The organism is Halobacteriovorax sp. BALOs_7 (assembly GCF_003612895.1).
Taxonomy (GTDB): Bacteria; Bdellovibrionota; Bacteriovoracia; order Bacteriovoracales; family Bacteriovoracaceae; genus Halobacteriovorax_A; species Halobacteriovorax_A vibrionivorans.
In genome coordinates this window covers 675,098-697,907 of sequence record NZ_CP027772.1, presented here as the reverse complement: position 1 = coordinate 697,907, position 22,810 = coordinate 675,098, and the positions used below count along the sequence as shown (strand labels likewise).

The window sequence follows — 22,810 nt, the reverse complement described above, 5'->3', positions numbered from 1 at the left end:
GTCCTACAAGTTATTAAAAATAGGCCCTGTAACTATGAAGGATTATTGAAGAACTATTTGCAATGTTAGTGGAATATTAAGAATTGAGTTTAGAGAAAATGCCTGGCCGCAACTTAAGCAGAGACAGGAAAAGACGGCGGCCAGGCTTTTACACACAAGATAAGGACTTTTCAATAACCTCAAATAAACATTATTTTGATCGTTTCACATTGTAAATAGAGATTGAGAAACTTTACTTTTTCTTTAACTGTTAACCCATAAAATTTTGGCAAAAAGTTGCGAAAAAACGTGTTTAGATAAATAGTGAAATCCCGATAAATAATCATATCAACTATAGGTTTTCATGAAGCTGAGCACTTTTATCAGGATTTAATTCCTTTTCTGCCGGTATCTAAACACCTAAATTTATTATATACTTTATGGGTATATCTAATTTTTTCATTAACAAGAATAATCTCTATATATGGAAAGGGGGAACAAATGAAAAAACTTTTTACGTTATTACTTTTAGGTTCTGCACTAGTTATGACTTCATGTGGTTCAGATGCTAAGAAAAATGATTCATCTTCTGTTGAATCAGTAGAGTACGCAAACTCATCACTTGAGTTAAACGGTGATTCAGACTCTGGTAAAGCAGGTGCTCTAAGAACTGTTTATTTTGCATTTAATTCTTCAAACCTAAACTCGTCTACTAAGTCGACTCTTGAAGCTAACGCTGAATTTTTAAAAGAGAACACTGATGTTGAAGTACAAGTTGAAGGTCACTGTGATGAAAGAGGTGGACGTGAGTACAACATGGCACTTGGTGAAAACCGTGCACGTGCAATTAAGAACTACCTAGTAGCTCTTGGTGTTGATGCTTCAAGAATCTCTACGACTTCTTACGGAAAAGAAAGACCAATCGCTTTTGGTCACTCTGAAGAGTCTTGGTCACAAAACAGAAGAGGTAACTTCGTTGTTGTTTCTAAGTAATTTGAAGAATAAATGAAAGTATTAAAGTCTAAAATTACATTTTTACTTTTACTTCTAACTCTGGGTAGTTGCGGTCTAACGACCGTACGCCCTAAGTTAGAAATGACTTATGCACAGGTTGCTTTCCTTGCGGCAAAGGAAGCTGGTGGCCAAACACTCGCCCCTAACCTCTATCGAAAAGCCGAATTCTACTACTTAAAAGCTAAATCAAGCTACAAGAGAAAGTTTTTTAATAAAGCTAAGAAATACGCCATTTTATCAAAACAATTTTCTGAAAAGGCCGAATTCAAAGCCTATCGTAAAAAAACTCTCGATAGCATCTAATCATATTCTGGAGAATTTCTCATGAAGAAAACTTCCCTACTATCGACTATCACATTAATCACTTTAATGGGATCAATGACTTCTTGTAAGACACAGGAACAAATTGAGCGCGAAAAGAAAATCAATACAATGTCAGTTCAAATGCAGCAGAGTCAAAGACTTAATGCAGATGCCATCTCTAAGATGCAAGAGCTAGAGTCTTCTATCGCCGCTTTCCAAGGACAAATGGAAGAGTATACCAATGGTAAAGACCAAAAGGTTGAAGAACTACAAAATAAAATTAATAAGCTCGAAGAACAAAACACTTCCCTAACTGATGAAGTAACAAAGCTTTCTGCAAAAATTGAAGAGCAAGATAAGTATATTAAAGAAGTTATTGCTCTGCTAAAAAAAAAAGATAAGCAAAGAAGAGCAAAAGCAGCTGCAAAGAAGCGCTCTCCTTATAACGAGGCCATGTATCTCTATGGAAAGGGTAAGTATTCTCAAGCTCGCCCTATCCTAGAAGAGCTTTATAAGGCGGGAAAGATCAAAGGCAAAAGCAGAGATCGTATCAACCACAACCTTGGAATGGTTGCTTATATTCAAAAGAGATATGATGATGCCATCACTTACTTCTCGTCTTTATATACGAAAAAACCAAAATCACCTTATAACGCTAATGGATTAGTTTACCTTGCCCGCTCTTTTGAAAAGAAAGGACAAAAAGATCAGGCCATAGCGATTCTTCAAGAGATGCTTAAGTCATTTCCTAAAAGTCGCCACGTTCCTGCAGCAAAGAAATTACTAGCAAGATTAAAATAAGAAAGGTCACTCAATGAAGAGAATATTTGGATTACTTACTTTAACTTTAGCACTTTCGTGCCAAAGTATTATCGACATGGATAAAGCAAACTCAGAGCTAAAGATTGAAGGCCCTAAGTTTTCCATCCTCTTCTCTCATTCAATCTCAGGTGAAACACATCCTTGTGGATGCCGTCAATTCCCTCTGGGAGGACTTCCACAAGTAGCAGGCTTTATGCACGAGCTAAAAAAAGAAAAGCAATTTCTCTATGTAGATACAGGAGATATGCTCTTTCCTTCTTCAATCGTTCCAACTCATATTGCAAAATCACAAATGCAAGCAGCAAAGGATGTTGCTAAAGGGCTCGATAAACTTGGCCTAAAGTACACTCTTCCGGGAGATCAGGATCTTGCTGCTGGTGTTGGATTTTATAAAGAAGTTCTAAGTGAAGTTAGCTTCACTCCCCTTGTTTCAAACTTAAGTGATGAAAAAAAGAAGGACTTCCCTCATCAAGAGTTTACTAAGATTGTATTTGGAAAGAAGACAGTCTATTTAACAGGAATTGTTGAACCAAGTACTATACAAGGCCCATTACAGGGTTATTTTAAAAGACCTGAAGCAAGTTTTCCTGAAACCCTAAAGAAGCTTAAAGAAGCTGGATACGACGAGAAAAACCCACTAACACAGCTTGTGGTTATGTCTCATGCAGGACTTGATTACGATAAAGGCTTTGCTAAGAAATTTCCTATGATCGATTGGATTATTGGTTCTCACTCACAAAGTTTTACTAATTATTCAATTGATGTTGGTGATACTCAAATTGTTCAAGTTCTCTCAAAGAACCACTACATAGGAGAGATTGCCATCTCAAGTGGAAAAGAGAAGCTAGAAAAAGAATTTTCATACCACGAAATGCGTGAGCAATTAGGAGAGAAAATTCCAAATAACCCATTTACGGCCTATATCAATGAATCAAAGAAGAAATTAGATCAGATTCGTGATGAGGAACAAAAGATGATGTACTCAGGCGGTAATGAAATCAAAAAGATTCCAGATGCTAAAAGCTGTCTTGAATGTCACGAGGCCCAAGGAGAACACTGGGCAAAGACTCCTCACTCAGTTTCTTTTGCAACGCTTATGATTGCAGGAGAAGAAAATAAGACCTCTTGTATGAAGTGCCACTCTGTTGGAATGAATGAAGAAGGTGGTTATATCAATCACAACGATATTGTTCACTTCAAAGACTTAAAGACAACAGATAAAGGCTTTAGCGGCCATAAGAATAAGTATTGGCAAGATGTTTCAAAGGCCTTCAAGGATGTTAAATCAATTCGTAAGCTCTCTGATAAGAAAGTATCAGCTCTTCGTGTTGAATGGGATAAGCTTGATGAGAAGCATAAGGTTGAGCACAGCTATGCCAATGTTCAGTGTTTAAATTGTCATGAGGTTGTTACTGATCACCCATTTGCTATTGAAAATGATGAGCAAAAATTGGCCCACACAAAAGCTTCAATAAAGAATAAATGCCTCGAGTGTCACACAAGTGACCAATCACCAGAGTGGTATAAGAAAGATCGCGATGGAGTTTATTCAGGTGTTGATGAAGATTACTTTGAAAAAATGTACAAGAAGATGGTGCACTAAAAGCTTAGTTGTAGTCACCTCTTCTTAACTTTCTTTCTACATCTTTTTTCTGCTGATCAGATCGCTTGTCGTGGAGCTTCTTACCTTTAGCTAAGGCAATTTCTAACTTCACGCGAGAACCCTTAAAATAGATAATCGTCGGAACAATCGTTAAGCGCTCGGCCTTTGCACGGTGAGCGATTTCAGCGATCTCTTTTTCATGGAGAAGAAGCTTTCTCTTTCTCGCCTCTTCATGATTGAATTGATTTCCAAATTCATATTCAGGAATCTTGATATTATTGGCCCAAACTTCGCCATTTTTATCAATTGTAATATGGGCCTCACCAATTGAGACTTTTCCAGCACGCAATGACTTCACCTCTGTTCCAGCGAGAACCATTCCAGCTTCGTAAAGTTCAAGTAATTGATAATCGAACTTCGCTCTCTTATTTTTGGCTATTATTTTCTTTCCCATATTTACTCATTTAAAAATTTATATAGATTTTGCAGGTCTTCTAATTTTAGCGCTTCTGCCCTAACTGTCAAAGGTTGATTGATATGTGCTAGGCCCGCTTGAATTTTTTCAACAGAAGTATAGCTCTTTAGAACCTTTCCTAGCTGCTTTCTCTTAAATTGAAACACTGCTCTTAAGAATTTCTCAAATTTTGTAAATTCGTCCAGAGCAATCACAGGATTATCTATTCTCTCAAAGCTAATAACGGCCGAGTCCACTTTTGGTGGTGGCGTGAAAGCTCCCGGAGGCGCCTTAACTAGAAGCGATGTTTTAAAATATGTTTGTGATAAGGCCATTAGAGAGCCCATGAAATTCTTCTTTGAAGCAAAGGCAAAGACCTTATCGGCAACTTCTCGTTGAAACATCAATGTCATATATTTAATTGATGGTGTTTGAAGAAATTTAAGAAGTAGTGGCGTTGAAATATTATAAGGCAGGTTTGAAACAAGCCATGTCTTATCACCAAGTCCCTTCTCATTAATGAAGGCCTCAAAATCAAAGGCCAATGCATCCGTAAAGTTGATATGATCAGCTTTTACAATTGGTGCAAGGTATTCAATCATGCGCTCATCTTTTTCAACAACGTGAATATCTTGGTTATGAGCAGCAAGGTTCTTAGTAAGAATTCCAGGGCCTGGTCCTACTTCAATAATACTTTCGGCAACTTCAGCAAAGTCATCTGTTATCTTTGAAATAATATTTTGATTATTTAAGAAGTGTTGCCCAAGATCTTTATTGGCCCAAGGTAGTTTCTTGCTATCTTCCACTAAGTCTTCCTATGTTCTTTCTTATTAATAAATCGAGAACGTGCATCAATGCTAAGTGTAGCAGGATACTTAATACGACTCTCATAATTTTTTAGGGCATAATTAGCAATCATGGCACCATTATCTGTACAATATTTAGGTTCAACAAAGAATACGTTCTTATACTTCTCTTTTAAAACTTTTCTTAGATAGCTATTACAAGCGACACCGCCTCCCACAACAACAGGAAGATTCTTATGTCCCAACTCTCCAGCTTTCTCAATTGCATAGCGAAGCTTAAGCTTTAGTGCCGACACAATAGCGTGCTGATAAGAAGCACAAATATCTTTTGTATCCTGATTAATATCTTCAGGAGACTTCACATAATAATCAGGGTTCTTCTCTAGAAACGTTCTCAGGGCCGTCTTCACACCTGAAAAACTTAGGTTACAATCTTTTGAAGTCTTAAGTCCCACAGGGAATTCAAAACGATTGATATCACCTTCTTTTGCTAGATCATCAATAATTCGGCCAGCAGGATAACCAAGTCCCATTAGCTTTCCGCCTTTGTCATAGGCCTCACCTGCGGCATCATCAATTGTTGAGCCAAGAACTTCCACATCATCACTTGCGCGAACAAGAGTGTAGAGACTGTGGCCTCCACTTACAAGAAGTCCGATATATGGATAAGTCACTTCATGAGTGAGATGAACTGCTTCAAGATGAGCAAAGAGGTGGTTTACCGCAAAGATATCCACTTTCTTTAAAAGAGAAATCGTCTTGGCCGCATTTAGTCCCGTTAAAAGTGGACCAAGGAGTCCTGGGAAAGTCGTCACACCAACAAGATCAATATCTGAAAGTGTCACACCTGCTTTTTTAATGGTTACATCTAAGAGCGGGGCCAATTTATCGAGGTGATTTCGAGAAGCAATTTCAGGAACAACCCCACCCCATTGGGCAAGCATTTGTTCTTGTGAAAATAACTCAAATGCCAAAACTTCAGGGGGCTGCCCAGAAGTTGGATCACCTTTAAGAACCGCCACAGACGTGTCGTCACAACTTGTTTCAATGCCTAAAATATACTTTTGACTCACAGCTCATTACCGTTTTTTAAGTTATTGATTTATTTAGGTGCACCCTATCACTATTTGAGAATTTTATCGACAATTTTGACAATTTTTTCAAAGTGATCTTTGGAAAAGTTGGCCTGCATATGCTTTGCGATGTCTTCACTATACTCAAGATCGTAGTGATACTCTTCCATCTTCTTAGCTAGCTCATGGGCCACAATAAAAACTGCTGTTAAGGGCTTAATTTGTTTAGCATATAGCCCACGGGGAAAACCATTTCCATCAGGTCTTTCGTGGTGATTGACGAGGATTTCGTAAAGATTCTGGTCATTTATCCCCTCTTTTTCAAGAGTTTCAGATATCAGACGCCCGTGACTTAGAACAATATTCTTATCATAATCACTTAGCTCGGCCTTAAGAAGCTCTCCTTGAGAAGAGATGCGAGCAAGTGACTCATCTTCTAAGAGAAGATCGTGGTAAACAGAAGTCAGAATAATCGTTTCAATATTATCTTTCTTTCCCCAGGCCAGCTGCTTTAGGATTTCAACACCTAAGATACTTGTTAGGTAGCAGTGGTCATAGAGGTAATTTGTCATCTGCTCTCTTTCTGCCAAGAGATTCTTTAGCTTCACACTACCTTGGGATAGTTTTTTAAGATTTGAAACATAACTATCCACCACGGCCATGGAACCTTCACTAATTCCATAATTTCCAACGAGTCTCTTTAGAGTCATAATGGACTTTTGAGCAATATCCAGATGTTCAGCTGGCGTTGATGGATCGTATTTTAGAAATGAAACTTCACCTGCATTAACGACAAATTCATCCAGATCATCTTTATTGATATAGAGATAATTAATATCGCGATCAAGATAACTTTCAATTTGAGAGATTGTAAAAGTATCTCCCCTTTTGATGACCTTAACAAATTTTGAATCACTAAGTTTTACATAGGTATCGCAAAGAGCAATGGTTCCTCTAAGGAAGTACTCTGTATTGATTTTCTTATAAGCTGTTCGAGATTGAACAAAGCTTGAAGGGCCACTCAATTCCGTGACGATATTTTCAAATGAGACATAAGAAAATGGTTTTGGAAGGTGCGCTCTTTTTAAGTGATAAGTAATATCACGTTCAAAGTTTATAAACTCTGCTTCAGTGAATGATGTAATCGTTAGAGTTGGAATATTTAACGACTTACTATCGAGAAAAGAGAAAATATCCTCGTCCCCATCGCGAAAGTACTCTGAAATAATAAGATGATAATTACCAGACGCATTGAGCTTGGCCTTAAGATCCTTAAAACTAGCAACTCTCGTGATATTGGAATCTTGGAACGTGTTCTCGATACCTAAGACGTATATATCACTTAATTCAAAATCTGGTTCCGCAATTAAGACGTTAAAACTCATAGAAGACATTTTAACACTTGCCCAATTTTTTCCCTAGATGGAACTTTATGCTTTTATCTCACCCAGTAAAGCACCATTCCAATATAGCAGGCCAAGAAAATACTCCCCGCAATACGATAAAATGCTCTCTTCATATAAGAGATTGCAATTAAGAAAAGTGCTGCAAATACTAGAGCGCAAACCTCGGGCATAAAGTTTTCTGAAATTTTAATTTTATAAAAGACCAAACTTCCAAGAACGAAGGCCACGTTGAAAATATTTGAACCGATGATATTTCCTGTGATGATATCGGAGTTCTTTCCCTTCTTTACTGTCATGATTGCCGTAACAAGTTCAGGAAATGAAGTTCCAAAGGCCACAAAAATAGCAGAGATAACATAACTTGAAATGCCAAATGCCAAGGCAAGTCCAGTTCCACTCTTAACTAGTAACTCTCCCCCACCATATAAAAGGGCAAAGCCAGCAAGAAGGTGAAGAATCTCTTTCATTTTAATTTCATCTTCTTTATGACTTGGTTTTTCAGGGTCGGCCATATGGGCGCGCTCTTTTTTCATCTCTCTAAATGTGTCAAAGAGGTAGAAGCCCATGAAGCCAAGAAGAAGAGCACTTCCCCACCAGTAGATTTGCTCTTGTAAGAGAACAACACCTAAGATTGCAGTAAGGATTAAATGAAGAATTAATTGTCTCTTAATATCTGCTGAGGTCAAAAAGAGTCTTCCAAGAAGTCCCGAGACCCCTAGGATCAAAAATAGGTTGGCAATATTTGAGCCCACAATATTTCCCAGAGCAATCCCTGGATCACCGCGATAGCTTGCTAGCTGAGAGACGAAGAATTCTGGAAGCGATGTTCCAAATCCTACGATTAAAAGTCCAATAACTAAAGGAGATAGTCCTAAAGCAAGACCAATTTTCTCTGCAGACTCAAGAGCAAACTCGGCCCCATAATAAAGCATAACAATAGCAAGAACTAATAACACAACTTGTAAAACCATAAATTATTTCCAATAATTAACATATGTTAGATTTAAAACGCATTTATCTTCAGTTTAGCAAAAAGAATTTCAAATTCCTAAATATTTCGTCGTGCTTTATTGCCGACATCTTTGTTGCTGCCTATATCTATATTCTCTATACAGATCCTAAGCTGTATGAGGATTATTTAAGCACCACAGCAAAAATGATGGAACAAGTAGATAAGGCCAGTGCATCAATGATGAAAGACCCTGTCTTTCAAAAACAAATTGTGGATCTGATGATTCAATCGGCCATAACTCTTATTTGTATCTATCTCATCATTCATCTCTTCATATACCTCTTTCGTTTCTATGATAAGGAACTTGCTGACGGCTACCTAAAATTCTATTGTTGGACGGCAGGTGTGCTGATGCCAATTGTGGCCTTATGGGATTTTTCAAATCCCCTAGTATTGATGTTTATAATTCCTGGAATCATTCTTCTCTTTAATGCATTTGGCTTTAAGTACCAGAGACAAATGAAGGAAGAATAAAATTTGTTAAATGAGGAAGAGTCCAATCAGGCATACTGCGAGCCTGGCCTTTGGCCTTTTGAAGTCCGCATACAGCAAGTAAGAATGAATCAAAGGCACGAACATTTTTTACAATGATCTCTAAATCATTATCATAGATAAAGATTCCTAGCTTATTTTCTATCTTTTTCACAATATCAAGACGGGCCTCAACTCCAAGATCAAGATCTGTTAGATTTAAGATATTCTTTTTTAGAATGATACGACTCTTTAATAATTCTAAGAGAATGAGGTTTACATGCCCTTCATAGAATAAACACTCCTGAGGGAAATGTCTTTTCATATAAGAAAAGCGCGAAAGCATCATGAGTGATGTATTTCCAAATGAATCAAAAGTTGTATTAAAGAGTTCTAAGAGTTGATCGTGATATGAGCACCAAATCCAAAAATCAAGTGAGCGATTCCAATAAGGAACAAAACCTTTTTTCAATCTTCTCTTAAATGACTTTGATAACATAAAGTCCTGAGACTCTTTAGAAAAAGTATCGCGATCAAAGTGAGTGAGATCTTCAAAATTTCTTCTTCTCTCATACTCTTTTGGGTTTTCTTCTTCCATCTTTCGATCAATTTCTAAGATGGCCGTAATATCTTCTCTGACCTTCTCCACATGCCCCACTGGACACTTGGCAACACCAGGGCACTTTAGATTACACTCATGACAGGCCGGGCGAGAAAGAGGGAAATCTACAATGACGTGTTTCAAATCGTATTTATCAATCCACTGATTGAGAATATCATCTCCATCAGAGTATTCATCTTCATCTTTTACATCCAGAATAGACTTAAGAAACCAACGTCCGCTTTCTTTATGGTGATCAAGTAGGCAGAAAAAGAAATTATCTCTTCTTCCTCCCTTCATTGAAAGTCCGGCGACGCGATTAAAAGTTAAGTTCATAGTGGCGCTTCAACACTAAACTCTAAGACCTTCATCTTTGAGCGTGTAATCTCCTTTAATACAGCTTCTTTATGTTGTGGGCCGTGAGCAAGAATGAAACATCCGCCTCCACCAGCTCCACAAACCTTCATACCAATAACATGCCCACTTTCTCTAAGTTTTGAATAGAGAGCTCTCATGTCATCAGTAACAATTCCTGAAAATAATTTTTCTCTTTGTGCACCTTCACGACAAAGAAGTCCAAGAAAGTCATCAAATTGCCCATCTTTAATTGCGCGATAAGCAGAGAATGTTAAGTCGCGAATTGTTGCAAGCCCTTCTCTTACACCATTTTCATGATCAAAGAAGTCTTTATACACTTGCCAATTATTAATTGCTGAAAGCCTCAGCTTTCCAGAATAAACTAAAGTTAAATGAGACTCTAAGAAGTTTTTAAAAGAGTCACTATAGAGTTGTTCAACTGCAATAGCACTATCAGTTGCCTTTAGAGCAAGAACCCCTCCGTAAAGAGCTGGATAATAATCTTGGTAACCACAAGGGCCCTTATTTAAGATCTTCGATTCAATATTTTGAACCGTATTGATGGCCGTTTGGCGATCAAATTCGCGATCAGTAAAATCACATAGCGCTTTATAGACAGTCACACCCATTGATGAAGAGCCACCAAGGCCAGCACCAGGAGGCGATCCCGATTCAGTCGTAAGACGTATTCCACTCGTTAACTGAAAGTGGTGAAGAATTTGAGCAAGAAATGAAAGTGGCCCAAAGGTCTCACCTTCGAAATCTTCATTTGTGAAATCAACACTAGAATGGCGAGTTGTTGATTCATAATCAATTGAAACAAACTCAACACCTTCATAGTCAATTTCTTCAACAATAACCTTGGCCTTAAGTGATGTTGCCAAGTTTAGTGTAATTGTATTTCTAAGAACCTGATTGATAGGAACAATATCGAGAGTTCCCCCTAAGAGATCAACTCTTACAGATCCTTCATTTGAAGCACTTTTAACCATTATAAATTCCAATATACGGCAGCTCTCTATAGCGTCCGTCAAAGTCTAGGCCGTAGCCAATAACAAATTTATCTTCAATTTCAAAACCAAGATAATCAATCGAAACTGGATGTGCAGTCTTTGCAGGCTTATGCAGTAATGTCGCAAGTTTAATTGATTTTGGTTCTCTTTCTTTTAGTAAAACGTTTAACTCACTAATTGTAAGTCCTGTATCCACAATATCTTCAACAAGAACAACATTCTTGCCTTTAATATCAACTTTAATATCTTTAGTGATTGTAATCTTTCCTGTACTTTCTGTTCCCTTATAAGAGCTAGCTCCAATAAAGTCGAAATAAACAGGAGACTTCATCTGACGAATAAGATCGGCCACGAAAATAAATGCACCATTTAACACACCAACGACCACAACCTCTTCTCCACCGAAGTCTTGATCAATTTGACTAGCTAATTCTTTAATACGTGATTCAATTTTCTCTTGAGAAATATAAGTTTCAATGGCCATAAACTTTCCTTACTATACAAATGAGTTATTTAAGATTTCACCGACACCACCTGCTCCTGGTACGATGTATTGTTTTCCAGTTAAACCAACTTCCTCATCCCAAAGAGTTCCAGGAACTGTTTTTAAAACGTGCTCAGGAGAAAGTCCTCGATCAAGCCTTAGCGCATAGATCTCCACATCAGGATGATCCTTTTGCATACGCTTAATATACTCAGGCGTTACAATGAGATTAATCGAAATATATTTTAAGGCCTTGCCCTTAACTTGATCTTTGTAGTGTCCAACCGCAAAAGACATGGAACCACCAGTTGCCCCCATTGGATCAGGAAGAATGACAATAGCACCCTCTTGGCCGCCACCAATCTTTGATCCACTAACATCCACTCCAATCACTTGTTCATTTTCATCTACCTTACGATTAACATAGAAATGATCCTGACGGATTAAAGAAGAGTTTAAGAAATAGTTTAGATTTTCAAAGCAAACGTGACTTGGGAAAGTTCCTGCGCGCGCAAGATCCACACAAACAACTGGTTGCTCTTTCTTTATGACCTCTTGATCAAAAACGGCCTTATCTGTGAGCCCTGCCATACGAGAGCGAACTTCAATAACTTCCTTAGGAAATGAATTTCCAAGTACTGCTTCAAGAAGAATAAAGTATAGCTTTTGTATTAAGTGATTGAGTTCTGGCTGAATGACGCCTTCATTTGAAAAGCGCGCTAATAAGCTTTCAGCCAAAGGATTGGAGAGAATGTAAACATTCTCTCCATATTTGTGTTCGATTTGACTTATTTTAAAATCGTTAGATTCGTAGTGTACGTCTTTAAGTTTTGATATTTTAGATTGTGTTTTCATTTTCCAATTTCACCTCGCTCTTAGAGTTTACCTCTTTTAAGCCTCCAAGTGAAATTGAAAATGCCTTAACATCTTGATCTTCATCTAAATAATCATAGTGAGCACGACATCTTGCTTCATATAAATCGGCCTCTCCCACAAGAACAGTTTTCTTATTCTCACTTGGTAGTCGATATGTTTTCGAAGCTGGTGCACCACAAACAGTACAGATGGCCTGAATCTTCATGACATCGTCTGCGATACATAGAAGCTCTGGCATTGGACCAAAAGCTTTTGATTTAAAGTCTTGATCTAGGCCTGCACAAATAACGCGAATTCCGCGACGAGCAAGTTTAGAAACGACTTTGATAATTGTATTATCGAAGAATTGAACCTCATCAATTGCCACGATACGAGTTGAATCATAAACCTTCTGTAAGATTTCAACTGCATCCTTAACCGGTTCTGCTTCCACATGACGTGAAGAATGACTTACGACATTTGTCTTGTGATAACGGTCATCAATAACAGGTTTGAAAATTTGAACTTTTTGACGAGCAATTTGTGCTCGAGTTACTCGACGGATTAACTCTTCCGTCTTCCCAGAAAACATTGGTCCGCATACGACCTCAATGCCGCCGGTTTGGTGTGCGTGGCTTGCGTACATTGACTTAAACTCCTATTAATGTCAGATTTTTTTGTGTTGTGTCTCTAGGATTTATTATGACGGCCTAAGGGTTTTTAGGCCACTTACATCTTCTATCAAAAATTGAAAGCAACGCAACGAGTGCAGTGAGCCTAAATAAAGCTTATGATGAGACTGATGTACATTAACATCACTAGGAAAAGCCCTACGATCAGTATTAATGGGGATAAGAGAATAAAGAAGCTTTGCACAAAAGAAAACCTCAGGTTATAACGCAGTCCAAAATACAAGTAGACCACTTGAGAAACAAATTTTAAAAAGTCCCCAAAGATTGGAATGATTAAAAAGAAATTCCCTACGAGCGACGCAGCAATCGTATCTTCAAGATTAACTCCCTCAAGATCCTTATCAAAGAGTCCCGCAAAAAGAGAAATCACCACTCGCCAGAATTTAACAAAAACCCAGGCAGAAAGTGGGAAGAAGACAACTTTAAATAGTGTCGAAAATAAGAAGGCCTTTTGTTGAAATTCACTTGATGAGAAAATCGCAGGAAGAAAGCCTTCCTTTGCCATTTGCGCAGATAAGAGAATACCAATATGAATTTGTACCAGTGAATAAAGGCCATAGATTAGAACAAATGGCCAAGAGGCCAATGTAAAATCAGTAAACTTTAATTGTACTCCTCGTCGACTCTCATCTTTTACGATTTCAAAAAGACGCGCTTCGCGAATCTTTTCGAGCTCTTCCCTGTGGCTTGCTATATTTGAATTAACAAGTTTTGGATAAAGGAGGTACTTAATATATTGCTGATAAATGCTAATCACGTTTTTATTTTAATTGAATTCCAAATAAATGAAAATAGAACAATGACCTACTCTTTTAGTTCACTATAAAAGAATGATTCTGGCGTTTGGAGAACTTCACGAAATTTTTGATAAGGAATGCTTGAGCGAAGTCGATCCTTATCCTTCATATCCGCTGGAAAGGCAGTCTCAAAGCGAGCAATAAGCCAATGCTTCTTCTTATCTGATTCAACTAACATATAAAATTGCTGACTAATGGCAATCTTTTGCCCAAGGATAAATGAGACCTCTTTACCATTTTCAAAAGTAAATTTTAATTTTGGAGGATTCTCCAAAGAAAGAAGTTCCTCTTTTACTTCTTCATTATTTAAGATTCGATCAACCTTAAGCTTTTGCAATTCCTCATAGAATAATTTTAGATTCTCATCTTTCGTTTTCTTAAGATCAATACTTGCACCAGAAATTTTAATTCCCGTCACTTGCCCGTAACTTGATAAGGCAAGTATCTCTCGTTTTTGCTTAATCTCTTGTGCCTGATCCTGCTCATCTCTTTCAACCGTAAAATAAGCGGCCGTTATTGTAAGAATCAAAATGATTAGTAGATAGACATTTTTCATTATGCAGCAAACTTCCTACGTTGATAAAGAACGAGGGCCACAATCAAAAAGATCAGTGGAAGGATCACAATTGAAAAATAAAAAATCATTTGCTTCTCTATGACTGATACTAGAAGTGGCTTCTCTTTAAAGACCACTGAATTCATGGAAGCAAGTTGTCCTTGTCCCGTCATCCAATGATAGAGATTTGATATAAATTTAAAATTTGATTGATAACTAAAGAACTTATTTGAAATAAAAGATGTATTTCCAATGGCCATTAGAGCTGGCGCATCCTCACGTGTAATAGTTGCGGCCATATCAATTGGTCCTGCAATATCGGCACTATCTTTTTTAACATCACCTGCAATAACTGAGATTAACTTTTGTTCGGCCCAACTCTTAGGAGAAGAACTTGCAAGAGAGTGAAAGTTTTTAACAAAGTCTTTTGCAGCACTAACAGAGCTAGCAAGTGGAAGAAAGACGCGCTCTCTAAAATCTTGATTTATATGTAATTTATCAAAGCTTGTAATAATGGGTGCTGTTCCCTTTGAGGATTCAAGAGAGTTGGCCGGATCAATAACCACATCGTTATGAATAATTAGGCCATTATCCTCAAAAAACTTTTTAAGATTTGTAAGTTTTTCTCCGCGAAAGTTTGGCATAAAGGCACCAAAGATGCGTCCACCATTTTCATAATATGAACTAAGCTTTTCAACTTGCTCTTTTGAGAAATCATTAGTTGGCTCAAGAATAGAAAAGACATTACAAGTTTCAGGTATGGCCTTGGCCTGTAAAAGGTCAATTACATTTAATTTATAAGCTGATTGCTTAAGAACATGAATAAGTCCTGTAAAGCCATTATCAGTACTATCTTGAAACTTAGGATGATAATTAAAACAAATTGTCGGATCTTCTTCTCGTTGCAGACGAATTAATCCATTAGTAATTCCAAGCTCAAGAATACGAGTTACAATAACCTTCTTGTCCCCTTTTACAAGAACAATAGAAGGCGAAACGGTCACCCCGTATTGAGCAATCATATCTGGCCTTAGCTCAGGATCATAATAGCTTGTAACAAGTGAAGTATTTTCATTCTTATATAATTCTAAAAGAGAAAGAATAGCGTTCTTTGATTCTTTATTTGAGAAAACAACCATCTCAACTTTTTCATCAAATTTATCAACTGTTTTGACCGTTAAGTCTGATAACGTATTAAGCTTTCTTTGACTTAAGTCCCAAATTCCACCTTTTTTAAAAACGATAAAATTTAAAACAGCAAGGATGCAAAAGAGTAAGAAAAAGGCGGTAAAATTAGAAAGTAAATTTCTTCCAAAAGTACTCTTAACAAAATTTCTTATCTCAGTTAAATGAAAGTAAAAAGTTAGAATCGTCATTGCAAGAGCAATGATAAAAGTAGCTCCCACTAAGAAAGCATGCTCAGGAATAACTAAGAAGAGAAAGCATGCAATTAAATAGAAAACAGCGCAAAGGCTTAGAGTAATTTTTTTCATTTTCTAACCCCCATATTGCGAATGCCCACAAAACTAAAGAAGCCAATAAATGAAGCTAAGTAAAGTAGATCAAAGCTTGTAATTGCCCCACGTGAGAAATAGAAAATATGTGAACTAAAACTGAAGTATCTCATGATGGCCTGAACCATCTCATTTTGAATAACATTTGAGCTGGCATAGACAATAAGAAATGAAAATAGCGCCCCAAAAGATAGAACAATTGAAGCAATATATGAGCGACTTAATAATGAAGCATTAAGACCGATGGCCAAGTAGCACATTCCCAGCCCATAGATTCCAATCATATTTGTAAATAATATTGCAAAGTCATCAAATCCCTTTGGTGCTAGAAATAGCGGGATTATGAAGATTGGCAAAGTAATGAAAACAAGCTTAGTAAGGGCACTTAAGTACTTTGCAAAAAAGATCGACTCATCACTTAAGTTTGAAAGCTTTAAAAGAGAGAAAGTATTCTCTCTCTTTTCTTTAACAAAGGCACCCATTGTAATCATAGGAGCAAAGAAAAGTAGAATAAAATTTAGCGCCGAAAATGTTGGTGCAATAACAAAGTCCACGACAGTCTTATTTGTTAACTGTGGTGCCATTTGTAAATTATTATAGAAAATTGCAGACATTATGAAGTTTGAGATGGCCGCAAAGATATAAATAATTGGAGATGAAAAACTCTCCACAACTTCTTTCTTATAGACAATTGAAATTCCTCTTAGGAGCGGTATTGTTTTTTTCAAACTCATGCCTTCCCTCCTGGCTTTGCCGTTAGCTTCTTAAAGATATCCTCAAGGCCAACTTTCTTATTCTGCTGTGAAAGAATAGATAGATCATTTTGTGCAAAGTATTTTGAAAGAATGACTCGTAAGTCCCCATCTGACTTTTCTTTAGAACTCTCTTTAGAAAAAGTATAAATATCACCAGATATTGTGAAATTAACACCAAGCTCTTTTAGCCCATTAAGCTTACTTGTATCAATATTTTCAAATTCAACTTCTACCTCTTGTTTAATCTCAAGAGTTTTTTCAATTTCATCAATTGGTCCATGAGCAATAATATGTCCCTCATTTAAGATGGCGATATCATCACAAATTGAAGCCAGATCACTTAATTGGTGAGAAGAAATAAATATTGTGTGATCTTTAGAGAGATCTTTAATCACTTCTTTAATTTGAATAATCGCATTTGGATCAAGGCCAACTAATGGCTCATCTAAAACAAGAAGTTTTGGGTTATGACAGATTGCTGCTGCAATCCCTACTTTTTGTTTATATCCCTTTGATAGATTTTCAATTCGCTGGTGAGAAACATCAGAGAGTCCACATTTTTCGATAATCTCTTGAATTGAATAAGCATTCTGAGATGTTGCGTAAATCTCTTGAACAAACTTTAAAAACGGAGCAACTGTCATGTGACGATACAACGATGGTTCCTCAGGTAAATAACCAATTGTTAGGTCTTCACTTTTTATTAACTCACCTGCTGTATATTCTTGCTCTTCTAAGATTATCTTCATCAGGGTCGACTTTCCTGCACCATTTGGTCCTAAAAAGCCTAAAACCCCTTGGCGACCGATAGTTAGATCCACGCCTTTAAGGACTTCCTTGCCAGGAAATGTCTTTCTAATGGCCGACAATTTCACCAGGCTATTATCCATTCCTTGATCCACAGTAAAAATCCTTCTTTAAACCTTCATTTTTTAAAAGCTTCTTTAAAATCCTAACAAAAAATGAAACAATAAGAAAAGTCTTAAAATTTAATCATCAAACCTTTGAGAAGGTTTGCGAATCTTCCGATTAGGAAATATATGACCAAGAATGTAGAGCGTTTCAAAAACTTAGTTGAAAAAGCAAATAATATTGTTATCACAACTCACATCTTTCCAGATGCCGATGGTATTGGAAGTGAGATTGCCTTATGTATGGCCCTTAGAAAACTCGGGAAGAATGCCATATGTATTAACGAGGAAAAGTTATTTGATCGCTATCGCTACCTTGATCCAGATGGGGTTATTTCAAATTACGAAGATTCAAAAGATCATTTTAAAAAAATAGATTTATTCATTGTAACTGATACCAATGCACTTCCTCGTATTGGTAAGAATGTTCAAGAGCTAGTTTTAAAATCAAGTGAGCTACTCTTTATTGATCACCACCCTTGCCCAAAAGAGCTTGCAGCAATTCACTGTGTGGACTCAACCAAAGCAGCAACAGGTGAATTAGTAGGTGAATTAATTGAGGCCCTTGGTGTTAAGTTTGATGAGAAGATGGCCTTGGCCCTTTATACTTCAATTATTATCGATACCAGCTCATTTCGTTACCCAACAGTAACGGCCAATACACACAAGATTGCTTCAAAATTATTAGATACAGGTATTTCTCCTCCACAAGCTTTTAATCAAATCAACGGGATTAAACAAGTTGAGTATATTAAGCTTTTAGGCCAAGTACTCTCTTCTTGCCAACTAAGTAAGAGCGGACTTGTTGCATGGATTTCCATGACTGAAAATGATATTGAAAATCATAATTGTGAAGCAGAAGATACACATGGTTTCATTAATCACCTTCTAATTCTTGAAGGGATTGAAGTGGCCTGTATGTTTCGTGAAATTGACGACAAAGTTAAAATCTCATTTCGAAGTGTGAATCAAACTGTTGATGTTGGAATCATTGCTCAAGCACTTGGTGGCGGCGGTCACAATCACTCAGCAGCAACGATTATTGATGGAACACTTGAGAAGACGATTCCAGAAGTAATTCAAAAAATTGATTTAATGATTGAATCAGAAGACTAAGCGTTTAGTGCTTATTGATCTTTAAGGATTTTTCCCAGAACTTCTCTTTCTTTTGCAGAAAAGTTAAATGCACCGGCAGTTAAAGCATCTTTTAATTTTTCCTTAGTACCAGGATCTTTTGGATCATTCTTTTTTACATCACCAAAAGGCTCCCCTTCAGGAGTAACTTCAACTTTTGCAGTTGTCGCCTCTTTTAAAGCTTGCGCTTTCTTCTTTGCTGAAGCTGCATCAAGCTTAGTTTGGAAGGCCTGCTCTTTTTCTAATTTATGATTCTTAATTTTAGCGTGTATCTGACTACGACTAAGATCATTTGGCTTAGGTCTTCTAACAATCTTTGCCCCATTAGAATTAGGCATCGGTGAAAATGAAGAAGTAGAACTATCTGTTGCATAGTCTCTTCTTGCTTTCTTAGCTTGGTTAGCTGGTAAATGTGGTCGATCTGCTAATAATCTCACAATTTTATTGTACAGAAGTCCTTAACTCTTTTTTAGGTGGAAAAAAGCACGACTCTGTTTTTAGATGTACTTTCAGTAACTTATAATGCCGGTGCCTAAATTTGTCGGCAAAATTCGCCTTGCTCCACCTCAACAAGCTCCATAGTGAATAAGGCCAAAAAAAATTCAACGAGTCCTCATTAAGCAATTGAAATTACTGAAAAAAATTTCAAAAAATTTACATTTTTTTTGAATTTCGTTAATCGAGGTACACATCATGTTGTTTAAATTCTTGAATTCTTCATAATGGCTTTTATCGAAATAAATCGAAGAGAGAACGATTTGTGGTCTTTGTCGTACGTCAGTTGAGTTCAATAAGTTGTAAAAGAGCACAAGCCTTCAAAGAGACTTCTATTAAAAAGGGAAATCAAAATCTAATAGAAAGTCATTTGAGGTAATTATGAAAAATTCACTAGTATTTAAGCAGTCAAAACTTTTAATCACTTCTGCACTTGTTACCCTGTCGCTACTAACGACGTCATGTGGTTCAGGGGACAGTTCAAAGAACTTGGACATTCCAGGTGTTGATGGACCGACAGTAGTTTTACTTCAGGATGATATCCTAATTGATATCGTTTTAGAAAATGTGCAAGTTGAGGGTGGTGCAAGATTCAACATCCCTAACTACACAAACTCTTACGTTGAGATCGCTCCAGATCTTCAGTCAAACGGAACGCTTCTAGCATTCTCTGTTTCACTTGATGATATTTTTGGTGGAAAAGCTGATCGTCTAGATCCACTTACTCTACCAGGTGGACGTGCTATCCCAGGTGTTTCTGGTGGTGCTCTTCCAGCAGTAGCTTTCTCAGTACCAAGTATTAAGAACATCGCTTTCTACATTGGGCCACAAATCTTTGGTGTTTGGGTTCCAGTAAATGGTCTTAATATGTCAGGTGCAATGCTTACAACTCGTTTCTACACGGATAGTAAGAGAGTTGGTAACCTTTCACTTGTTGGTGAAGATGCAAACGGAGAAAATGGTGGTTTCTTCCTAGCACTAACAGTTTCTCGTTCAGAGGAAAGATACCTAGAAAGAATGGCCGATCGTTACTAATAGTCGACCAAAACGATTCACATAGTAAAAAATGCCCCCAGGTAACTGGGGGTTATTTTTTTCCCAAAAAAAATTAAGAACTACTTCACTTTTGTCGATAGAAAGGCATATGAGAGAAATTTTCCAAAAGTGAGGTATCGATATGGAAATCACATTAAGAAAAAGACTACTGACAGTCTTAGCACTACTAAGCTTCTCTTTCTTCTCTGTTTCATGTGGAGAAGGAAACGTTGAGATCCCAGGAGTTGATGGGCCAAACGTTAACCTACTAGAAGACAATGTTATTGTTTCAATGGTTTTAGAAGATGTATCAATTGTTGCTGGAGCAACTTACAAAGTTCCAAAATACAAGAAATCATTTATCGGACTTAACCCTAACCTAGAAGGTCCAGGTTCAGTTCTAACTTTTACAGTATCACTAGATGATATTTTCTCATCAGATGTAAAGCGTCTTGATCCAAAGACTCTTCCTGGTGGACGTATGATTCCTGGTGTAGCAGCTGGTGCTCTTCCAGCAGTAGCATTTACTGTAGAAAAAATTAAGAATATGGCATTCTACGTTGGGCCAAAAGTTTTTGGTATTTGGGTACCACTACATAACTTTAACCTATACGGATTTGCTTGGACTAAGTCTTTTAAAGCTGGTGACAAAAGAGTTGGAAATATCTCTCTATTTGGACAAGATGAAAACGGTGAAAATGCTGGTTTCTTCCTAGCTCTATCAGTTAAGTCTGCATACGAGAAGAGACTGAAAAGACTTTCTAGAAAGCACTAGCCGCGGCATTGATTACCCAAAGGCAATCTATGGGACGCGGTGCTAGGCCACTAGACTTTAGCTAAAAAATTATTTCAACAAGCCGGGTTCAAGCCCGGCTTTTATGTTCAGGATGAACGGTATGTCCACGAAGGCAGGAGCCGAGAGTGGACTGTTGTTTCAAGGCCAATGGGAAAGCCTAAGCAATTAAGGTACGTCGTTACTTTTGGCACTTCCAATAAGTTAGGTGCCATTACTCTCCTCAAAACATTGATTTAAACAAACTATATCAGTATCTGCTAATTGATAATAAACGACCTTATTAGGATGAACTAAATATGCAGTATCTTAGGTGATCATAAATCTATTATTGGGGATATTTTGATGTGTAAACTATTGAAAATGCCAAAAGTAACGACGTACCTTACTCTGAATCAGTAACCCAGATCTTCCACTTAAACCCAGTATCCTTATTATTATCTAATTTAATCTTCACTGGACGACTCTTATTCTCTAGATCATTAATAACATAGAAGTCATTACTAAGAATTCCCGTCATATTGTAAAGACCCTGGTGAAGGTTATAATCAATAAGATACTTAATAAAAGTTAAACTCATTGGCGCCGCTACTGAACCAAGGTTATCAACCCTTTTCATCTTTGATAGCTGCTTGCGAGTTTGAAAGCTTCTTAAAGACCCATTGAACTTTTCAAGCGTCTTCTTTGAGAACTTATAATCAGTTTTAAAGCTCGTCATATCAACAACTGTTTTTTCTTTTGATTTCTCAAAGTTTCTAAGGGCCTTTTCAAAAGCAGAGACCTTCTCCACTGGCTTAGGCTCTGGCTTCTTTGGTTGAGGCTTTGGCTTTCTGATAATTTTAATGCTTTTAATATCAACTGTTTTAACCGGCTCAGGCTTTTTCTCTTCGACCTTTTTTACCTTCTTAACTGGCTCAGGCTTCTTTTGTTCAACAAGAGTTATTCCCTGATCATCAAATTCTTTTAAAGCACCAAACCAAAAGACCTTAAGCTCACCCTTTGAAGTAAGGGCCGTCTTAATAATCCTCTTACTCTTATCATCAATCTCTTCCATGTCTTTGGCCATTTCTTCATAGCGAGTGAAACAGGCTTGCCCCTTCCCACTGCGATTAAGAATTTTAAAGGCTGATGACTTAAGAATCTCATTTCGAATCTCTTTAATCTGTGCAGCTGCCATGTATTCATCATTTTCACTACAAAGACTTTGAATTTCATTTTTGGCAAATTGACATGCTTTTATAAGATGACTCTTCTCATCTCCACCGAAATCTAATCTAAGAATCTTTACAAGATCAGGATGGTAAGTTTCAAGACTAAATCTTCGATCAGTCTTAAGCTTGATTGGATATTTCCCCCAGTCTACGATATCTGGAAAGAAGTCTGAAACACGCCCAATAAAGAGCTTCATATCTTTTGACTTAGGCTTACACTGCTTAAAAATTGTTTCGTAATCAATCTGGCAGCTCTTCTCATCACCATATTGATATAGGGCGATACTTGTTTGTCGATAAAACTCGTAAAGACTAGCAATTGAAGTTAAGCGAATTAAGTAGCGCATATAGGCCAAATTCTCTTTAAGTTCATACTTAGAGCAAGAGAAGTTTGGATAGATATAGCGATTAAAGTCTTGTGAGAGATCCGTTAATTCTGGAACGAGAAGTACATCAAAGTAATTACGTCCAGTGTATTCATCATAGAACTCTTGTTTTTCATTTTGATGATCGATAATCAATCTTGGATCAAGTGGCCCATCATAATGCTCAAAGTCCCACTCACCTTTAACTCCATCTTCCTGTACAAGTGAAAGCGCACTTGTGGGATGAAGAATAAGGATGAGTAAAAATAGTTGTAAGTATTTAAAAATAAACATCCTCT

General features: G+C 37.1%; 25 protein-coding genes. 8 read left to right on the top strand and 17 right to left on the bottom strand.

Annotated elements, in window-relative coordinates:
- The first annotated feature begins 480 nt into the window (after window positions 1-480).
- Genes pal through BALOs_RS03400 form a run of 4 tightly spaced genes read left to right on the top strand, consistent with a single transcriptional unit; the run spans window position 481 to window position 3,721 of the window.
- Window positions 481-972 (top strand): peptidoglycan-associated lipoprotein Pal, encoded by a 492-nt coding sequence (gene pal / locus BALOs_RS03415; protein ID WP_115361433.1) that lies wholly within the window; start codon window positions 481-483, stop codon window positions 970-972.
- Window positions 973-984: 12 nt separating this feature from the next.
- Window positions 985-1,296 carry a DUF4398 domain-containing protein gene (locus BALOs_RS03410; RefSeq protein ID WP_115361435.1) on the top strand — a complete coding sequence of 104 codons (312 nt, stop codon included), beginning with the start codon at window positions 985-987 and terminating at the stop codon, window positions 1,294-1,296.
- 21 nt (window positions 1,297-1,317) lie between these two features.
- The gene (locus tag BALOs_RS03405; RefSeq protein ID WP_115361438.1) at window positions 1,318-2,097 is read left to right on the top strand and encodes a tetratricopeptide repeat protein; all 780 of its coding nucleotides are present in this window, start codon (window positions 1,318-1,320) and stop codon (window positions 2,095-2,097) included.
- 13 nt (window positions 2,098-2,110) lie between these two features.
- Window positions 2,111-3,721, top strand: a complete 1,611-nt coding sequence (locus BALOs_RS03400) for a multiheme c-type cytochrome (protein WP_115361440.1) — start codon at window positions 2,111-2,113, stop codon at window positions 3,719-3,721.
- 4 nt (window positions 3,722-3,725) lie between these two features.
- On the opposite strand, the gene smpB is transcribed toward BALOs_RS03400, so the two are convergent.
- From smpB to BALOs_RS03375, 5 genes are read right to left on the bottom strand one after another with little or no spacing between them, the layout of a single operon-like run.
- Window positions 3,726-4,175, bottom strand: coding sequence for an SsrA-binding protein SmpB (gene smpB, locus BALOs_RS03395; protein WP_115361442.1), 450 nt, complete (start codon window positions 4,173-4,175; stop codon window positions 3,726-3,728).
- A 2-nt stretch (window positions 4,176-4,177) separates the two neighbouring features.
- Window positions 4,178-4,981 carry a 16S rRNA (adenine(1518)-N(6)/adenine(1519)-N(6))-dimethyltransferase RsmA gene (rsmA, locus tag BALOs_RS03390; RefSeq protein ID WP_115361444.1) on the bottom strand — a complete coding sequence of 268 codons (804 nt, stop codon included), beginning with the start codon at window positions 4,979-4,981 and terminating at the stop codon, window positions 4,178-4,180.
- The gene (gene tsaD / locus BALOs_RS03385; RefSeq protein WP_120404255.1) at window positions 4,981-6,054 is read right to left on the bottom strand and encodes a tRNA (adenosine(37)-N6)-threonylcarbamoyltransferase complex transferase subunit TsaD; all 1,074 of its coding nucleotides are present in this window, start codon (window positions 6,052-6,054) and stop codon (window positions 4,981-4,983) included. Before tsaD ends, rsmA begins: the two co-directional genes overlap by 1 nt.
- A 50-nt stretch (window positions 6,055-6,104) precedes the next feature.
- A complete protein-coding gene (locus BALOs_RS03380) occupies window positions 6,105-7,439 on the bottom strand; it encodes an HD domain-containing phosphohydrolase (protein WP_162929512.1) in 1,335 nt (444 codons plus the stop codon).
- Between the two features lie 53 nt (window positions 7,440-7,492).
- Window positions 7,493-8,431 (bottom strand): calcium/sodium antiporter, encoded by a 939-nt coding sequence (locus BALOs_RS03375; RefSeq protein WP_120404253.1) that lies wholly within the window; start codon window positions 8,429-8,431, stop codon window positions 7,493-7,495.
- A 23-nt stretch (window positions 8,432-8,454) separates the two neighbouring features.
- Between BALOs_RS03375 and BALOs_RS03370 the strand changes: the two genes are divergently transcribed.
- Window positions 8,455-8,946, top strand: coding sequence for a hypothetical protein (locus BALOs_RS03370; protein WP_162929511.1), 492 nt, complete (start codon window positions 8,455-8,457; stop codon window positions 8,944-8,946).
- Here BALOs_RS03370 and BALOs_RS03365 read toward each other — a convergent pair.
- The 10 genes from BALOs_RS03365 to BALOs_RS03320 all read right to left on the bottom strand — a co-directional run bounded on the left by BALOs_RS03365 (window position 8,915) and on the right by BALOs_RS03320 (window position 17,469).
- The gene (locus BALOs_RS03365) at window positions 8,915-9,880 is read right to left on the bottom strand and encodes a hypothetical protein (protein ID WP_120404251.1); all 966 of its coding nucleotides are present in this window, start codon (window positions 9,878-9,880) and stop codon (window positions 8,915-8,917) included. The two genes, BALOs_RS03370 and BALOs_RS03365, sit on opposite strands and share 32 nt — an antisense overlap.
- Window positions 9,877-10,893 (bottom strand): hypothetical protein, encoded by a 1,017-nt coding sequence (locus BALOs_RS03360; protein ID WP_120404250.1) that lies wholly within the window; start codon window positions 10,891-10,893, stop codon window positions 9,877-9,879. The genes BALOs_RS03365 and BALOs_RS03360 overlap by 4 nt, the downstream gene beginning before the upstream one ends.
- Window positions 10,886-11,398, bottom strand: coding sequence for a hypoxanthine phosphoribosyltransferase (gene hpt / locus BALOs_RS03355; RefSeq protein WP_120404249.1), 513 nt, complete (start codon window positions 11,396-11,398; stop codon window positions 10,886-10,888). The genes BALOs_RS03360 and hpt overlap by 8 nt, the downstream gene beginning before the upstream one ends.
- A 12-nt stretch (window positions 11,399-11,410) precedes the next feature.
- Window positions 11,411-12,253, bottom strand: a complete 843-nt coding sequence (locus tag BALOs_RS03350; RefSeq protein WP_115361460.1) for a uracil phosphoribosyltransferase — start codon at window positions 12,251-12,253, stop codon at window positions 11,411-11,413.
- The gene (locus BALOs_RS03345) at window positions 12,237-12,899 is read right to left on the bottom strand and encodes a thymidine kinase (protein WP_115361462.1); all 663 of its coding nucleotides are present in this window, start codon (window positions 12,897-12,899) and stop codon (window positions 12,237-12,239) included. Before BALOs_RS03345 ends, BALOs_RS03350 begins: the two co-directional genes overlap by 17 nt.
- Before the next feature lie 131 nt (window positions 12,900-13,030).
- Window positions 13,031-13,702 carry a hypothetical protein gene (locus BALOs_RS03340; protein WP_115361464.1) on the bottom strand — a complete coding sequence of 224 codons (672 nt, stop codon included), beginning with the start codon at window positions 13,700-13,702 and terminating at the stop codon, window positions 13,031-13,033.
- 47 nt (window positions 13,703-13,749) lie between these two features.
- Window positions 13,750-14,298 (bottom strand): hypothetical protein, encoded by a 549-nt coding sequence (locus BALOs_RS03335; RefSeq protein ID WP_120404248.1) that lies wholly within the window; start codon window positions 14,296-14,298, stop codon window positions 13,750-13,752.
- Window positions 14,298-15,791, bottom strand: coding sequence for a Gldg family protein (locus BALOs_RS03330; protein WP_120404247.1), 1,494 nt, complete (start codon window positions 15,789-15,791; stop codon window positions 14,298-14,300). The genes BALOs_RS03335 and BALOs_RS03330 overlap by 1 nt, the downstream gene beginning before the upstream one ends.
- Window positions 15,788-16,546, bottom strand: a complete 759-nt coding sequence (locus BALOs_RS03325) for an ABC transporter permease (RefSeq protein ID WP_115361470.1) — start codon at window positions 16,544-16,546, stop codon at window positions 15,788-15,790. The genes BALOs_RS03330 and BALOs_RS03325 overlap by 4 nt, the downstream gene beginning before the upstream one ends.
- A complete protein-coding gene (locus BALOs_RS03320) occupies window positions 16,543-17,469 on the bottom strand; it encodes an ABC transporter ATP-binding protein (RefSeq protein WP_120404246.1) in 927 nt (308 codons plus the stop codon). The genes BALOs_RS03325 and BALOs_RS03320 overlap by 4 nt, the downstream gene beginning before the upstream one ends.
- Before the next feature lie 138 nt (window positions 17,470-17,607).
- Between BALOs_RS03320 and BALOs_RS03315 the strand changes: the two genes are divergently transcribed.
- Window positions 17,608-18,594, top strand: a complete 987-nt coding sequence (locus tag BALOs_RS03315; protein ID WP_115361474.1) for a bifunctional oligoribonuclease/PAP phosphatase NrnA — start codon at window positions 17,608-17,610, stop codon at window positions 18,592-18,594.
- Window positions 18,595-18,605: 11 nt separating this feature from the next.
- Here BALOs_RS03315 and BALOs_RS03310 read toward each other — a convergent pair whose 3' ends face one another.
- Window positions 18,606-19,049 carry a hypothetical protein gene (locus BALOs_RS03310; protein ID WP_115361476.1) on the bottom strand — a complete coding sequence of 148 codons (444 nt, stop codon included), beginning with the start codon at window positions 19,047-19,049 and terminating at the stop codon, window positions 18,606-18,608.
- A 439-nt stretch (window positions 19,050-19,488) separates the two neighbouring features.
- Between BALOs_RS03310 and BALOs_RS03305 the strand changes: the two genes are divergently transcribed.
- Both BALOs_RS03305 and BALOs_RS03300 read left to right on the top strand, forming a co-directional pair.
- Complete coding sequence (locus tag BALOs_RS03305) at window positions 19,489-20,142, top strand: hypothetical protein (protein WP_115361478.1); 654 nt, start codon at window positions 19,489-19,491, stop codon at window positions 20,140-20,142.
- Between the two features lie 142 nt (window positions 20,143-20,284).
- Window positions 20,285-20,917 carry a hypothetical protein gene (locus BALOs_RS03300; protein ID WP_115361481.1) on the top strand — a complete coding sequence of 211 codons (633 nt, stop codon included), beginning with the start codon at window positions 20,285-20,287 and terminating at the stop codon, window positions 20,915-20,917.
- A 403-nt stretch (window positions 20,918-21,320) separates the two neighbouring features.
- On the opposite strand, the gene BALOs_RS03295 is transcribed toward BALOs_RS03300, so the two are convergent.
- Window positions 21,321-22,805: a hypothetical protein gene (locus BALOs_RS03295; RefSeq protein ID WP_120404245.1), complete on the bottom strand. Its 1,485-nt coding sequence runs from the start codon at window positions 22,803-22,805 to the stop codon at window positions 21,321-21,323.
- Window positions 22,806-22,810 lie beyond the last annotated feature (5 nt).